The following is a 15,109-nucleotide window of genomic DNA, read 5'->3' as shown; positions in this document are numbered from 1 at the left end:
CCGCCGCACACGGTTGACTGGGCACATGAAGCTTCTGCTGACCTCGGGCGGCGTGACCAACGACAGCATCCGCACCGCGCTCGAAGACATGCTCGGCACACCCATCGCGGACAGTTCTGCGTTGTTCGTGCCGACGGCGCAGTGGGGCCAGCCGATGTGCTCGCCCGAGACGGTGTGGCGCTCCACGGCGGGCCGGTGGCCGGGCGGCATCCACAGTCCGGTCGAGCTCGGCTGGCGCTCCGTGGGGGTGCTCGAGCTCACCGCCCTGCCGACGATCGCGCCGGAGCGATGGATGCCGTGGGTGCGCGAGGCCGATGCGCTTCTCGTCGACGGCGGCGAAGCGGTGTATCTGGCCGAGTGGATCCGCCGGTCGGGTCTGGCCGATCTGATCCCCGAGCTGCACGACACCGTGTGGGTCGGCATCAGCGCGGGCAGCATGGCCCTGACGCCGCGCGTGGGGCCGGAGTTCGTGGACCGGCATCCGGGTGGCACCGACCAGACGCTGGGGCTGGTCGACTTCTCGATCTTCCCGCATCTGGACTACCCGGGCTGGACCGGAAACACGACCGCCGCGGCCCACCGGTGGGCGGAGGGCATCCGCGGCCGTGCCTACGCGATCGACGACCAGACGGCGATCCGTGTCGTCGACGGCGTGGTCGACGTGATCTCCGAGGGCCACTGGGAGCTGCTCAACGGGTGAGCCTGCCGCCGGGCGCTCCGACGCCTCAGACCGTCAGCATCACCTTCAGTGCCTCGCGCGAATCCATCGCCGCATAGGCGGCGGGGGCGTCGGCGAGCGGCATGATGCGATCGAACACGCGGCCGGGCTCGATCGTGCCGTCGAGCACGAGGGGGATCGCGTCGTCGAGGTAGGCGCGCACCGGGGCGACGCCGCCGGTCAGGGTGATGTTCTTGCCGAACAGCGAGGCGAAGCCCACGGGGGCGTTCTCGTACTGGGGCACGCCGACCCGCGAGATGACTCCGCCGGGGCGCACGACGCCGTAGGACTGCTCATACGCGGGCATGTGCCCGACCGCCTCGATCACCACATGGCTGCCCAGCCCGTCGGTGAGATCCATCACCCGGGCGACACCCTCGGCGCCGCGCTCGGCGACGACGTCGGTGGCGCCGAACTCGACGCCCAGGTCGGTGCGGTCGGTGTGGCGGCCCATCAGGATGATGCGCTCCGCGCCGAGGGTGCGGGCGGCGAGTACGGCCGACAGTCCGACGGCGCCGTCGCCGACGACCGTGACGGTCTGGCCGGGGCGCACACGGGCGAGGTGCGCGGCGTGGTAGCCCGTCAGATACACGTCCGACAGTGTCAGCAGCGACGCCAGCAGAGAATCGGATGCCGCGTCGGGGTCGACGTCGGGGACGACCACGAGCGTGCCGTCAGCCTGGGGGATGAGGGCCCGCTCGGCCTGCAGGCCGCCGACCCGCCCGTTGCCGTAGAAGCCGCCGTGCTGGCAGGAGGTCTGGAACCCTTCGCGACAGAAGACGCACGTGTTGTCGGAGTAGACGAAGGGCACGACGACGAAGTCACCGGGGCGCACCGTGGTGACGTCGGCGCCGGTCTCCTCGACGACGGCGATGAGCTCGTGCCCCATCCGCCGTCCCGTCGAACTCTCGGCCATCGAGTGATACGGGTGCAGGTCCGAGCCGCAGACGCACGCGCGGACGATGCGCACCACGGCATCGGTCGGCTGCTGGATGACGGGATCGGGGACGTTCTCGACGCGGACGTCTCCCGCGCCGTACATGACGGTTGCTCGCATGAGTACATTTCACGCCATCCGGGGTGCCCTTTCTATTATCCCGCGCGCAGGGGGACTTGCCGCAAGGCCCCCTGCGTGAGGCAGAATCGCAGGTCGCGTCGGCTTTTCGGCGCCAGAGGGGGAGTGGGATGCCGAGCGAAAAGTCTCAGGAAAGCGTGTTCGATCTTCCATCGCGGCTTCGGCGGAAGGCCGACCCCGCGCTCATCGACCGCGACGAACGACAGTTCGCGGCGATTGCGAGCGTGCTGGCCGCCGAGGTCGAGCGCACCCAGACGCGGCTGGTCGCGCTCCGGCACGAAGCCGTTAGCGGAGGCCAGCGCGCACTCGAACGCGATCTGGAGGTGCGGAGCCTGTCGGCGCGGTTGCGCATCCTTCGCCGGTTCGGCCTCGACGCGTGCATCGGTCGCATGGTCGACGAGGAGGGCATCGTCACCTACATCGGACGCTTCGGCCTCGCGGATGCCGCGGAGGAGCGGCTGCTGATGGACTGGCGGGCCCCGGCATCCGCGCCGTTCTTCGCCGCGACGGCGGCGCATCCGCTCGGGCTCACCAGTCGACGCCGGTATCGGTGGCGCGAGGGGCGCGTCGTGGACTACTGGGACGAGGTTTTCGCCGACGACGGCATCGATCACCGCGCGGCCCTCGACGACCAGTCCGCCTTCATCGCCAGTCTCGGCGAGAGCCGGTCGCCGAAGATGCGCGACGTGCTGGCGACGATCCAGTCCGATCAGGACGCCATCATCCGCGCCGATTCCCGGGGCGCGCTCGTCGTCGACGGCGGCCCCGGAACCGGCAAGACCGTCGTGGCGCTGCACCGCGCGGCGTATCTGCTGTACGCCGATGCGCGTGTGCAGTCGGGGGGCGGCGGACTGCTGTTCGTCGGACCGCACCGCCCCTATGTCGACTACGTCGACGACGTGCTGCCGAGCCTCGGCGAGGACGGCGCACTGGTCTGCGCGGTGAACGACCTCGTCGACGGCGGCGATGTGGGGGAGGAGGACGATCCGGAGGTTCGCCGTCTGCTCGGCGACGGCCGTGTCGTGGACGCCGTCGGAGCCGCCGTGCGTCTCTGGCAGCGCCCGCCGCGGCGACGCACGCCGATCGAGACCGCATGGGGCACCGTCGTGCTGGGCCCCGCGGAGTGGTCGGAGGTGTTCGCCGACGCCGACGGCCTGCCGCACAATGCGCTTCGTGTGCGCGCGTGGGAGCGTCTGCTCGACGTTCTGGAAGACCATGTCGACGACGAGCTGCGCGACGGCGGAGGAGGCGGCGACGGGTGGGGCGAGGGCTGGGGAGAGGCGTCCCGTTCCTCGCCCCGCTCCGGTGACGACTTCGACGCCTACGGGGCGGGCTGGGACGCGGACGAGTCGACGCGCGAGACGCTCGAGAACGACGAGGAGCTGCAGGCGCTCTTCGACCGGGCCTGGCCGCTGTTGGATCCCGATGCGCTGCTGCGCGGTCTGCTCACGACGGGAGAGATGCTGCGGCGCTGCGCGCCGTGGCTGAGCGCTGTCGAGGTCGACGTGCTCATCACGCGCGGCGCTCCGACGCGATGGACCGACGTCGACCTGCCCCTGCTGGACGCTGCGCGCCGCAGCGTGGGCGACCCGCACAGCGAGGTGCGTGCGCGCCGAGACCGACGCGCGGCCGCCGAGGAGCATCGGGTGATGTCGGACGTCGTCAGCGACCTCATCGCCGCCGACGATGGCGACCTGCGCCTCATGTCGATGCTGCGCGGTCAGGACCTGCGCCGCACGCTCGCGCAGCCCACGGCATCCGATCGCGAGCCGTTCGCCGGGCCGTTCGCGCATCTCGTGATCGATGAGGCGCAGGAGCTCACCGACGCGCAATGGCGGATGCTGCTGCAGCGGTGCCCCTCGCGCAGCCTGACGATCGTCGGGGATCGAGCGCAGGCGAGACGCGGGTTCGCCGAGAGCTGGGACGATCGACTCACGCGCGTCGGGATCGACCGCTCGCACGTGACGACGCTCACCGTCAACTACCGCACGCCGAGCGAGGTGATGGATGTCGCGGGTCCGGTGATCCGCGCCACGCTGCCCGACGCCAACGTCCCCGCGTCGATCCGCAGCACGGGAGTCCCGGTGAGCTACGGCTCGCGCCGCGACCTCGACGCGATCGTCGACGCCTGGGAACGCGAGAGCGCCGACGGCACAGCGGTGGTGATCGGCGCGCCCGCCTTCGTGCCGCGCCCGCGCGTGGCCGCGCTCGATGCGCAGCGGGTGAAGGGGCTCGAGTTCGACCTGGTCGTGCTCGTCGACCCCGACCGGTTCGGCGATGGCGTCTCGGGCGCCGTCGACCGCTACGTCGCGATGACCCGGGCGACCCAGCGCCTCGTCGTGCTCTCGTAGGGCGGGGTGCCGCGGAGCTCCCGTCGGCGCCCTGCTCAGCCGGCGCGGCGCACGCGCAGCGCGAGGAAGAGCGCAGCGCACAGCGTCGTCAGCCCCGCCGCGAGAAGGAGGACGGCCGTCCAGCCGGCGCTCGCGAACAGGTGTGTGGATGCCGCGCCCGACACCGTGCTGCCGAGGTAATAGGTCAGCAGGTAGGCGCTCGATGCCCGCGAGGTGCTGCGCCCCACCGCCTGAGCGCGCGCGACGACCCACCCGCTGAGGATCGAGTGCGTTCCGAGAAAGGCCGCCGTCAGAAGTCCGAGACCCGCGAACACCGCGATGACGTTCGGCCAGAACACCAGGCCGATCGCGGCGAGCATCGCGAGCGCGCCCAGCAGCGAGGTGACCGCGCGGCCGAGGCGTCTCGAGATCCGGTGGAACAGGCCCGGCGCGAGGATGCCGAGGGGGTAGGCGAAGTAGACGAACACCTCTGCCGCGCCGAGTGAGAACGGGGGCCCGTCCAGCCGGAACGGCACCGCGTTGTACAACCCGACGAAGGTGGCCATCGCGAGCGCGCCCGCCACGCACACGGCGAGGATGACGGGGTCGCGAAGGGAGGCGACCGTGCCGCCGAGCAGGTCGCCGATCCGCAGCGGCAGCGGTGCCGCGCCGTCGCGGGGGAGCGCGAACCAGACCAGCACGCCGACGATGACGCTCAGCGCACCGAGCACGGTGCTCACGAGCTGCCAGCCGCCGAGGGCGGCCAGCGGCAGCGGCGCGAGGCGGCCCACGGCACCGCCGAGCGCCGTGCCGGAGATGTACAGCGCGTTGGCGCGCCCGTGGGCGTCGTCGCGGACGGCGTCCCGCAGGTACGCGAGCGCGACGGCCGGCAGCACCGCCAGTGCCAGGCCCCCCGCGGCGCGGAGGGCGAGGAACGCCTCCCACGTGGGTGCGAACGCGCACGCCACCGAGAGAACGCCGGCGACCACGAGCGATCCGCTCATCGCGGACACCCGCCCGATGCGGTCGGACAGCGGGGCCGACAGCAGCAGGCCGAGGAGCATGGCCGCCGTCGTCGCCGAGATCGCGAGTCCGCTGGCGCCGGCATCCACCCCGAACGACGCCGCGATCGACGGCAGCAGCGGTTGTGGGAAGTAGATGATCGCGAAGTTCGCGAGGCCGCCAGCGGCGAGCAGGCCCACGACGCGTCGGTAGGAGGCGGTGCCTGCGGCGATGCGCGCGATCGACCCGGTGGGGGTGCGATCGAGCAGGGTGACGGCCATGCGGACCATCGTCGTCCCGCGCACAGACGGGCCGGAAATGAAACGAAAGCCGCTTTTGATGCGTTCAGCGCATAATCGGTGTCATGGACGAGCAGACCCTCCGCATCTTCCTGTCGTTGGCCGAGACGCAGAACACGCGCGACACCGCCGCGGAACTGCGCGTCAACCAGTCGAACGTGTCACGCGCGCTCGCGCGACTCGAAGACGAGGTCGGGATGGTGCTGTTCGCCCGACACGGCAAACGGCTCGAGCTGAACGCGAACGGTCTCGCCTTCCGCGCCGACGCAGCTGGCGTCCTCGACGCGGTCGAGTCGGCCCGCCGTCACGCTGAGCTGATCGCCGACGAGGGGCGGCTGCTGCGCGTCGGGTTCCTGCACTCGGTGGCGCGGTGGATGGTGCCCGACGTCATCCAGCGCTTCCGCGCACTGCGACCCGATGTGCGGGTCTCGCTGCGTCAGGGCTTCGCCCGCGACCTCTACGGCTGGCTCGCCCTCGACACGATCGACGTCGCCTTGAGCACGGCACCGCTGGCGACCTCCGCGACCTCCGACGACATCGGATGGCAGCCGCTCGCCGAAGAGCCGCTGTGCATCGCCGTCCCCTCGGGCCATCCGCTCGCGGCGGCATCCGGCCCGGTCGATGTGCGGGCGTTGGCAGGGCGCGACTTCATCGGCTTCTCGCGCATCGCGGAGCTGCGGACGGCGGTCACCGGGATCTTGGATGAGGCCGACGTCGCCGTGAACGTCACGTTCGAAAGCAGCGAGATCGACACGATGCGCAGCCTCGTCGCCGGTGGCCTCGGGGTCTCGATCCTGCCGCGCACACCGGGCCGCGACGACCCGGGCGTCGTCTATCTCCCGCTGGAGCCGCAGCGCGTGCGTGCGATCGGCATCGCCTGGAGCACGACCGCCCAGGGTGCCCGCTACGCGAAGGAGCTCGTCGCCGCGCTGCGGGAGCGGTGAGGGGGTCGCGGGACAGGGCGTGGTGGTGCGCATCCGTGGTCGATACAGTTGGCGGCATGACGCCGGCGCGGAGGATTGTCGTCGTCGGCTTGAGTGCAGCGCTCGCGGTCGTGCTCAGCGGCTGCACGATGAACGAGCTCATCTGGGGTGCCGACGGTGCACACGTCATCGACACGACCCAGAGGCTGATCACGGCTGCGGCGGCGCGAGAGGCTGACGGGCTCGTCTGTGCGGGCTCCGACCCCGACCTCCGCGACCCGGCGGACTGGGAGGGGGCCACCGCTCAAGAGCCCGAGCGGCTCGTCGCCGCCCACTGGCCCGAGATGGCCCCTCATGATCCGACGTGGAGCATCAACCTCTCGCTCCCTGCGTCGCGCGTCATCGCGGGTGCGCAGTATCCGGGCGACGTCTTCTACCGGGAGGTCGACGGCGAGCTCTGTCTCGTCGACATCGCCTGGTGGACGGTGCAGTAGTCGCGGCGAGGCCCCACAGCCTCGGAATCGACGGGCGGACGAGATGACCGGTCAACGGGGCTGATTCGGACACACGGATGCCGCGGCATCCGCCAGAATCGTGGTGCCCGTGCGGCGCGCACCGGCGGGATCTCCGCTCGACCGCCCTCTCCCGAAGGACGTGACCCGATGACCGACAACTGGCTGCTCGCCCGACCCGAGGTCGACCTCGACGAGGTCCGCGCGCTCGCGCGGCGCGACTACGGCGTCGACGGCGAGCTCACCGAGCTGGGCAGTCAGCAGGACCGCAACTTCCTTGTGCGCGGCGCCGACGGAACGGGCATTCTCGTCAAGATCTTCCACCCGACGGTCGACGCGTTCGCCGTCGACCTGCACATCGCGGCTTCCGATCGCCTGCGCGCCGAGGGACTGCTCACCCCGGAGGTGCTGACGACGGCATCCGGCGCCCGCACGACGCAGATCGTCTGCGGCGACGGGGAGGTCTCTCGGGTGGCCGGCTTCCAGATCGTCGAGGGCGAGCCGCTGTCCGACATCACCGACGTCGACGGCGCCCAGGCCGAGGAGCTGGGCGAGCTGGTCGCCGAGGTCGCCGGCGTTCTCGCCGGAATGGATGCCGAGGACACCGACCGCAACCTGCAGTGGGAGCTCGGCAACGCCCTCGCCGTCGTCGAGCAGCTCATCGACGACCTCCCCGACGACCGTCGCGAGCAGTGCCTGGGGGCCGCCCGTCGCGCCGCCGCCGAGCTCGACGCCGTCGCGGCCCACCTTCCGCGCCAGGTGATCCACGGCGACCTCACCGCCGACAACGTCATGCGCGACCGGCGCGGGCGGCACTGGGTGATCGACCTCGGCGATGTCGCGACGTCGTGGCGTGCCGCCGAGCTGGCGATGCTGCTCGCCGACCTCATGGGTCGCACCGACGACCTCGCGATCGTCGGCCGCGCCGTCACGGGCTTCGATCAGCGCGCGCGCCTCGCGGATGCCGAGATCGAGGCGCTCTGGCCGCTGGTCGTGCTCCGCGGCGCCGTGCTCGCCGTCAGCGGCTGGAGCCAGTTGCGCATCGACCCGGGCAACGATTACGCGCGCGAGCGGGTCGAGCACGAGTGGCAGGTCTTCGCGCGGACGGCCCGGGTACCGTCCGCCGAGGTGACGGCGCAGCTGCGCCTGGCCACGGGCCGTCCGCACCGCGCGGGCCTCGCCTACCGTCCCGTCCTGGCACAGATGGATGCCGCGGCCGCCGTGGACCTCGGCATCCGCAGCGCGCAGCTCGATCGCGGCCGCTGGACGGTTCCCGGGATCGAGCAGGAGCTCGTCCGCGACGCGCTCGCCGCCGCCCCCATCGCGGTGCTGCGCTACGGCGAGAGCCGACTGAGCCGCGTGTCGACCGACACGACGCGGCCGGCTGCCACCCGTGCGCGGTGCGTCGAGCTGTGGACCCGTCCGGGTGCCGAGGTGGCCGCGCCGTTCGGCGGCATCCTGACCGTCGACACCGGCGCGGTCGAGGTGCGCGACGCCGGCGTCGTGATGCGGATCGAGGGTCTGGTCGTCGAGACGGCGCCGGAGCGCACCGTGCACCCCGGCGCCCCGCTCGGTCGCGTCGCCGAGCTCGAACCGGGACTCGGCCGCCTGCGCATCACCCGTCGTCTGCGTGAGGCCGCCGCCGACGCGGCATTCACGGATGCCGAGGGCGAAGCCGAGACCCCGGGCGCGGCAGATCCGTCGGCGATCCTGGGCACCGAACGCGTGGCCGATCCGGTGCGGGCGACGCGGCACGCCCGACGGGTGCGCGAGGAGGCGATCGGCGCCGCCGCCGAACGCTTCTACGCGGAGCCGCCGCAGATCGAGCGCGGCTGGGGCGCGCTCCTCATCGACACGCAGGGACGCGCCTACGTCGACCTCGTCAACAACGTGACCGCGATCGGACACGCTCATCCCGTCTTCGCCGACCGCATCGCCCGGCAACTGCACCTGCTGAACACCAACTCGCGCTTCCTCTACGACGCCTTCGCCGAGTTCACCGCGCGGCTCGTCGCGCACAGCCCCGACCCGTCGCTCGACACCGTCATCCCCGTCAACAGCGGGTCGGAGGCCGTGGACCTCGCCCTCACGCTCGCCCGGGTCGCGACCGGTCGGCGCGACGTCATCGCGGTGCGCGAGAGCTACCACGGCTGGACGAGCGCGGCCGACGCGGTCAGCACCTCGGCGTTCGACAACCCGCACGCCGCCGACTCGCGCCCCGACTGGGTGCATCTCGTCGACGCCCCGAACGCCTACCGCGGCCGTCACCGCGGACCGGATGCCGGGGCCGCCTACGCGCGCGAGGTCGCCGACCTCGCGCGCTCCCTGGCCGACGAGGGCCGCCCGGCCGGCGCCTTCATCTGCGAGCCGGTGCTCGGCAACGCCGGCGGCGTCATCCCGCCGGCCGGATATCTCACGGCCGTCGCCGACGCGGTGCGCGCGCACGGCGGCCTGGTGATCGCCGACGAGGTGCAGGTCGGCTACGGACGCCTGGGATCCTCGTTCTGGGGGAGCACGATGCAGGGGCTCGTGCCCGACATCGTCTCGGTGGCGAAGGCGGCGGGCAACGCCTACCCCCTCGGCGCCGTCATCACGCGCCGCGAGATCGTCGATGCCCTCGCCCGCGAAGGAACGTTCTTCTCCTCGGCCGGCGGCACCCCCGCGAGCGCCGTCGCCGGATCGGCGATCCTCGACATCATCGACGCGGAAGGGCTGCAGCAGAATGCAGCGCGGGTCGGCGGCATCATCGCCGAGGAGGTGCGGGCGCTGATGCCTCGGCATCCGCTCATCGGCGCCGTCCACGGAACGGGTCTGTATCTCGGTATCGAGCTGGTGCGCGACCGCGAGACGCTCGAGCCCGCGCGCGAAGAGGCGACGCGCGTGTGCGATCTGCTGCTCGGACACGGGTTCATCGTGCAGGCCGCCTCCGAACGGCAGAACGTGTTGAAGGTGAAACCGCCCCTCGTGCTCACCGAGGTCGATGCGCGCCGGTTCGTCGCCGCGCTCGACGCCGTGCTGGGCGCTCTCCGCGACTGAGCGCGACCGCGGTATGCCGGGGCGGGCGGCCCCCGCGGATAGGTGCGGCGGGCGGGCGGCCCCGGCACGGGCTCCGCTCGTAGAGTGGAGGAGATGACTTCCTCGCCGCAGTCCCGTCGTCCCCTGTAGTCCCGCCCCCTGGCCCGTCGGGCCCCGGAGCGCCTCGGCATCCGCGAAGCCGCCGTGCTGGCGCTCGCCGAGCGCCTCGCTGCGCAGGGTCTCGACCCGCACGCGCTGCTGGTCGCCCGCCACGGCGAGGTGGCCTTCGAGACCGCGTGGGCCCCGTACCGGCTGGAGCGGCCGGCGCTCGTGTACTCGGCATCCAAGACGTACACGGCGCTGGCGATCGGCTTCCTCGTCGACGAGCGGCGGCTGGGCCTCGACGATTCAGCGGGTCTGCACGTGGGGGAGGAGAACCCGCACGGCATCACGGTGCGTCATCTGCTCACGATGAACACGGGCCACACGGCCGAGCAGATCGAGCGCATCGGCACCGATCCGCTCGTACTGCTGCGCGAAGAGCCCGCGTTCGCTCCCGGCACACACTTCGCGTACAACTCCCCGGCCACGCACACGCTGTCCGCGATCGTCACCGCCCTCACCGGCGAGCCGCTCACCGCGTACCTGCGCCCGCGACTGCTCGATCCGCTCGGCATCGGCGAGCGGTGGATGCAGCCCTACGGCGGCATCGAGCACGGTGCGTCCGGCTTCCACCTGACGGTCGATGACCTCGCGCGCACGGCCATCATGCTGAGCGCCGGCGGGGCGTTCGACGGCGTGCAGGTCGCGCCCGCGTGGTACGTCGAGGAGATGTCGCGCCCCTGGTCGGATACCTCGGTGTTCGAGGGGCCGATCGCCGCCGACGGCGAGGTCAACGACTGGAGCCTCGGCTACGGCTACCAGGTGTGGCGCGGCCGTGAGGGGTTCCGGCTCGACGGCGCGTTCGGCCAGTTCGCGCTCGTGCTGCCCGACCACGACCTGGTCATCGCCTACCAGGGCGCCACCCTCGACACCCAGGCGACGCTGCGCGCGTTCTGGGCGTTCGTCGCGGCTGTCGAGGTCGCGGACGCGGCAGGCGGAGCGGATGCCGCGACCCCCGCCGCCACGGGCGCCGACACCGCACCGACCGTGCCGACGGCGCCGACCGCGGCCCTCGACGCGGCGCGCGACGGCTGGGCCGAGCGTGACCGGCTCACGATCAGTCCCGACCCGTTCGACGTCGCGGGACTCGCCCTCGACGACGCGGCGGACGGATGGCGCCTCGCCCTCCCCGGCGTCGGCTCTCTGCCGGTCGGCCCGTTCTGGCAGGAGATCACCGTCGAGGGCCCGGCCGTGGACGGTGCACCCGATGCCACCCACCTGCGCCTCTCCACCCGCGGGGAGCGCCGCGACGATGGCAGCGTGCTCGTGCACGTGGTCGACACCACCTCTCCGCATCGCGCGATCGTGCGCCGTGACGCGTCCGGTGCGGTCCAGGCCGGCTGGCACCTGCCGCCGCTCGGCGGCGGGTGGGAGGCGCTGCGCGTCCCGGCATCCGTCCCCCGCATCGCGACCTCTGCGTCGGCCGTGCTGCTGGACATGGACGGCACCCTCGTCGACTCGCACGCCGTGGTCGAACGCCTCTGGACGCAGTGGTCGCTCGATCACGGCGTCGATCCGGCACGGACCCTGTCGATCATCCACGGTCGGCAGGGCCAGGACTCGATGGCGCTCCTGCTGCCGGACCGCCCGCACGAGGTCAACCTCGCCGAGAACGCCGCGATGCTCGCCACCGAGACGGCGCAGACCGAGGGCGTCGTGGCGATCGCCGGCGCGGCCGACCTGCTCGCCGCCCTGGCTCACGAGGGCGTTCCGTACGCCCTGGTCACGTCGGCGACCACCGAGCTGGCCACTGCGCGCATGCGGGCCGCCGGGCTGCCGATGCCTCCCGTCGTGATCGCGGCGGCCGACGTGAGCCGCAGCAAGCCCGATCCCGAGGGCTTCCTCGCCGGCGCCGCCGCGCTCGGGGTGGATGCCGCGCGCTGCATCGTGGTCGAGGACTCCGCCAACGGCATCGCCGCCGGACGCGCCGCCGGCATGCGCGTGATCGGCGTCGGCCCCCACGCCGCCGAGGCGGGGCCGACGTGGACGGTCTCCGATGCCCGCGGCATCCACGTGTCACGGGACGCGGACGGCGGGGCTGTCGTCACGCTCGACTGACCGGGCGGCCTGCGCGAGAAACCGGATTCACCTCGAGAAACCACATCCGCCTTCAGAAACCACGGTGCCGACGATTTCTCGGGGCGAAAGTGGTTTCTCGACCGCGGGGCAGCCGCCGTCAGTCGGTCTCGCCGTGGGCGGCGCGGTGTCCCTCGCTGAAGCTGAGGTTGCGGCCGAAGGCCTTGCCGATGGCCAGTGCGATGCCGACGATCACGAGGCCCACGACCAGTCCCGCGACGGCGGACACGGCCGTGTCGCCGATCCACACGATGACCGGGCCGAGGGGCTCGAGTGCGTGCTCGACGGCGTGCAGGAGTTCGACCGGGGCGTGCCAGCCGACCTCGCCGAGGTTGGCGAGCACGAGATGGCCGCCCACCCACAGCATCGCCACGGTGCCGACGATCGAGATGACGCGGAAGACCGCGGGCATCGACCGCACGATGCGCGTACCGGTGTGGCGCACGCGCACCGAACCGCTCTTGGCCATCTTCAGGCCGATGTCATCGATCTTCACCAGCAGGGCGACGGCGCCGTAGACCAGCGCCGTCATCGAGAGCGCGATGACCGCGAGCACGGCCAGGCGCAGCCAGAAGTCCAGGTCGGGATCGACGTTCGACAGGCCGATCAGCATGATCTCGGTCGACAGGATCAGGTCGGTGCGGATCGCGCCCATGACCAGCCGCTTCTCGTCGCGCCCGCCCTCGTCGTCGTGGCCGCCGTGGTGGAAGCCGAACCACTCGAGCACCTTCTCGGCGCCCTCGAAGCAGAGGTATCCGCCGCCGACGATGAGCAGCCACGGCAGCACCCCGGGCGCGAAGGCGGTGAGCAGCATCGCGATCGGGATGATGATCAGGAACTTGTTCGCGAGCGACCCGAGGGCGATGCGACCCACGACCGGAAGCTCCCGTGCGGGAGAGAGCCCCTGCACGTACTGCGGGGTGACGGCGGCATCGTCGATCACGACGCCGGCGGACTTCGCCGACGCCTTCAGCGCCGCGCTGAGGATGTCATCGACGACGGCGAGCAGACCTACGGACATGCCAGCAACAGTACCGGGCGCGTCGCACCCGACCGACGGATGCCGAGGCTTGCGCTCCTCGAATCGATTCGATAGCCTGGAGTCCGGCGCTCCCGTGAGGAGCGCCTTTCGCCGTTTCCGCCCCCGTCTCGAACCCGGTCGTATGTCACGTTCTCTCACCACCGGTAGCCCCTGGCGCGTCATCCTCGCCTTCGCGGTGCCCCTGCTCATCGGCAACGTCGTGCAGCAGCTGTATCAGTTCGTCGACGCGATCGTCGTCGGGCGCCATCTCGGCGTCGATGCACTCGCCGCCGTCGGCGCGACCGGCAGCCTGCTGTTTCTGCTGCTCGGGTTCGCCTGGGGTCTGACGAGCGGATTCGCGATCCCCACGGCGCAAGCCTTCGGCGCCGGCGACGTCACGGCGGTGCGCCGCTCGGTGGCGGCGGGAACGATCCTCACCGCGATCACGACGATCGTGCTGACGGTCGGCGCGCCGCTGCTGGCCGGTCCCGCCCTGCATCTGCTGCAGACGCCGCCCGAGCTCATGGACGAGGCGACAGTGTTCGCCCAGGTCAGCTTCGTCGGCGCCGGCGCCATCATGGGCTTCAACTACCTCTCCGCGATCGTCCGGGCGATCGGCGACTCGCGCACGCCGTTGGTGTTCCTCACGATCGCCTGCGGACTCAACGTGGTGCTCGTCATCCTCATGGTCGGTCCGTTCGGTCTGGGCGTGGCCGGCGCGGCGCTCGCGACCGTCGTCTCGCAGGCCCTCTCGGTGATCCTCTGCCTCGTGTACGTCCGCCGTCGGCTGCCCGTGCTCCACGTGCAGCGCGCCGACTGGCGCATCACGCGGGCCGATCTCGTCGAGCACCTGCGACTCGGCCTGCCCATGGGGTTCCAGGCGTCGATCATCGCGATCGGCACCCTGACGGTGCAGGTCGCGCTGAACACCCTGGGCGCCGACGCGGTCGCCGCGTACACGACGGCATCGCGCGTGGACGGCCTCGCCGTCGCCCTCCTGCAGTCGCTCGGGCTCGCGGCATCCATGTACGCCGCCCAGAACCTGGGGGCGCGCCGCCCGGATCGCATCCGTCGCGGCGTCGGACAGGCGATCTGGATGGCGCTGGCTGCCGCCGTCGTGCTCGGAGCGCTGCTCATCACGTTCGGAGCCCCGCTCGTGCGCCTGTTCGTCGGCGACGGCAGCGACACGGTCGTACAGCTGGCCGCGCTCATGCTGCTCATCAACGGCGCCAGCTACACGGCGCTGGGCGTGCTCTTCATCCTGCGCGGCACCCTGCAGGGTCTCGGCAGCACCGTCATCCCGACGGTGACCGGGCTCGTCGAGCTGGCGATGCGCGTGGGCGCGGCGGTCGTGCTCGGCCACATCTTCGGGTTCGTCGGCGTCGTGTGGAGCAACCCGCTCGCCTGGGTCGGCGCCAGCGTCATCCTCATCCCCGCGTACCTGCGCGCTCACCGGGCGCTCGAGCGGATGCCGGTCGACCCCGCAGAGCCGACTCTCACCACCCCCATCGCCGTCATCGGGCCGACGGACGGGTCGATGGTGGTGGATGCCGTGGTCACCCAGCCCATCCCGCTTCCGCAGCAGCCGGTCGCCGACCTCGTTGCGGGCCGCGTGCGACGGTGGAAGGGTGGGACGCGAGCGAAGCGGAGGACGCGATGAAAGCTGTTCTGGGTGATGTGACGGTGGCGGAGGCCGACCGCGACGACCTGATCTCCATCGAAGGCAACTGGTACTTCCCGCCGTCGAGCGCGAACTGGGACCTCCTGCAGGAGAGCCCCACGCCCTACACCTGCCCGTGGAAGGGCGAGTGCCAGTACTACTCCGTGCGCTCCGGTGACGAGCTGCTGGCCGACCGTGCCTGGTCGTACCCCGATCCCTACGAGAGCGGCATCGCCCGCGTCGGCAAGGACTTCTCGGGATACGTCGCGTTCTGGAAGGAAGTTCGCGTCGAGGACTGACTCGCGGCGGCGACCAC

At 71.8% G+C, this 15,109-nt stretch carries 11 protein-coding genes; 8 read left to right on the top strand and 3 right to left on the bottom strand.

The features are described from left to right. The first annotated feature begins 25 nt into the window (after positions 1-25). Complete coding sequence (locus tag ABS64_RS09300) at positions 26-700, top strand: Type 1 glutamine amidotransferase-like domain-containing protein (protein ID WP_292683081.1); 675 nt, start codon at positions 26-28, stop codon at positions 698-700. Between the two features lie 25 nt (positions 701-725). Here the strand turns inward: ABS64_RS09300 and ABS64_RS09295 are convergent, their stop codons facing one another. Continuing rightward, positions 726-1,775: an alcohol dehydrogenase catalytic domain-containing protein gene (locus tag ABS64_RS09295; RefSeq protein ID WP_292683078.1), complete on the bottom strand. Its 1,050-nt coding sequence runs from the start codon at positions 1,773-1,775 to the stop codon at positions 726-728. 155 nt (positions 1,776-1,930) lie between these two features. On the opposite strand from ABS64_RS09295, the gene helR reads away from it, so the two are divergent. Next, entirely contained in the window at positions 1,931-4,144 is a 2,214-nt protein-coding gene (gene helR / locus ABS64_RS09290; RefSeq protein WP_363331277.1) for an RNA polymerase recycling motor ATPase HelR, read from the top strand. Positions 4,145-4,179: 35 nt separating this feature from the next. Here helR and ABS64_RS09285 read toward each other — a convergent pair whose 3' ends face one another. Continuing rightward, on the bottom strand, positions 4,180-5,406 hold the full coding sequence (locus ABS64_RS09285; RefSeq protein WP_292683072.1) for an MFS transporter: 1,227 nt from the start codon (positions 5,404-5,406) through the stop codon (positions 4,180-4,182). 83 nt (positions 5,407-5,489) lie between these two features. Between ABS64_RS09285 and ABS64_RS09280 the strand changes: the two genes are divergently transcribed. From ABS64_RS09280 to ABS64_RS09265, 4 genes are all read left to right on the top strand, one after another. Next, positions 5,490-6,368, top strand: a complete 879-nt coding sequence (locus tag ABS64_RS09280; protein ID WP_292683070.1) for a LysR family transcriptional regulator — start codon at positions 5,490-5,492, stop codon at positions 6,366-6,368. A 56-nt stretch (positions 6,369-6,424) separates the two neighbouring features. Next, positions 6,425-6,841, top strand: a complete 417-nt coding sequence (locus tag ABS64_RS09275) for a hypothetical protein (RefSeq protein WP_292683067.1) — start codon at positions 6,425-6,427, stop codon at positions 6,839-6,841. A 168-nt stretch (positions 6,842-7,009) separates the two neighbouring features. Continuing rightward, a complete protein-coding gene (locus ABS64_RS09270) occupies positions 7,010-9,895 on the top strand; it encodes an aminotransferase class III-fold pyridoxal phosphate-dependent enzyme (RefSeq protein ID WP_292683065.1) in 2,886 nt (961 codons plus the stop codon). A 183-nt stretch (positions 9,896-10,078) separates the two neighbouring features. Beyond that, a complete protein-coding gene (locus ABS64_RS09265) occupies positions 10,079-12,094 on the top strand; it encodes an HAD-IA family hydrolase (RefSeq protein ID WP_292683062.1) in 2,016 nt (671 codons plus the stop codon). Positions 12,095-12,212: 118 nt separating this feature from the next. On the opposite strand, the gene ABS64_RS09260 is transcribed toward ABS64_RS09265, so the two are convergent. Next, positions 12,213-13,133 carry a DUF808 domain-containing protein gene (locus tag ABS64_RS09260; RefSeq protein WP_036290533.1) on the bottom strand — a complete coding sequence of 307 codons (921 nt, stop codon included), beginning with the start codon at positions 13,131-13,133 and terminating at the stop codon, positions 12,213-12,215. A 142-nt stretch (positions 13,134-13,275) separates the two neighbouring features. Here ABS64_RS09260 and ABS64_RS09255 point away from each other — a divergent pair, with 142 nt between their 5' ends. After that, on the top strand, positions 13,276-14,793 hold the full coding sequence (locus ABS64_RS09255; RefSeq protein WP_292683057.1) for an MATE family efflux transporter: 1,518 nt from the start codon (positions 13,276-13,278) through the stop codon (positions 14,791-14,793). Beyond that, entirely contained in the window at positions 14,790-15,092 is a 303-nt protein-coding gene (locus ABS64_RS09250; RefSeq protein WP_292683055.1) for a DUF427 domain-containing protein, read from the top strand. Before ABS64_RS09255 ends, ABS64_RS09250 begins: the two co-directional genes overlap by 4 nt. The last annotated feature ends 17 nt before the right edge of the window (positions 15,093-15,109 follow it).

It is taken from the genome of Microbacterium sp. SCN 69-37 (assembly GCF_001724435.1).
GTDB lineage: Bacteria > Actinomycetota > Actinomycetes > Actinomycetales > Microbacteriaceae > Microbacterium > Microbacterium laevaniformans.
The sequence above is the reverse complement of the archived record's forward strand: the minus strand, read 5'-3'. Positions and strand labels throughout refer to the sequence as shown.

Coding starts and splice junctions, on each gene's coding strand:
- ABS64_RS09280 (WP_292683070.1), top strand. CDS start 5,490: ATGGACGAGCAGACCCTCCGCATCTTCCTGTCGTTGGCCGAGACGCAG.
- ABS64_RS09300 (WP_292683081.1), top strand. CDS start 26: ATGAAGCTTCTGCTGACCTCGGGCGGCGTGACCAACGACAGCATCCGC.
- ABS64_RS09260 (WP_036290533.1), bottom strand. CDS start 13,133: ATGTCCGTAGGTCTGCTCGCCGTCGTCGATGACATCCTCAGCGCGGCG.
- ABS64_RS09275 (WP_292683067.1), top strand. CDS start 6,425: ATGACGCCGGCGCGGAGGATTGTCGTCGTCGGCTTGAGTGCAGCGCTC.
- ABS64_RS09295 (WP_292683078.1), bottom strand. CDS start 1,775: ATGCGAGCAACCGTCATGTACGGCGCGGGAGACGTCCGCGTCGAGAAC.
- ABS64_RS09270 (WP_292683065.1), top strand. CDS start 7,010: ATGACCGACAACTGGCTGCTCGCCCGACCCGAGGTCGACCTCGACGAG.
- ABS64_RS09250 (WP_292683055.1), top strand. CDS start 14,790: ATGAAAGCTGTTCTGGGTGATGTGACGGTGGCGGAGGCCGACCGCGAC.
- ABS64_RS09285 (WP_292683072.1), bottom strand. CDS start 5,406: ATGGCCGTCACCCTGCTCGATCGCACCCCCACCGGGTCGATCGCGCGC.
- ABS64_RS09255 (WP_292683057.1), top strand. CDS start 13,276: ATGTCACGTTCTCTCACCACCGGTAGCCCCTGGCGCGTCATCCTCGCC.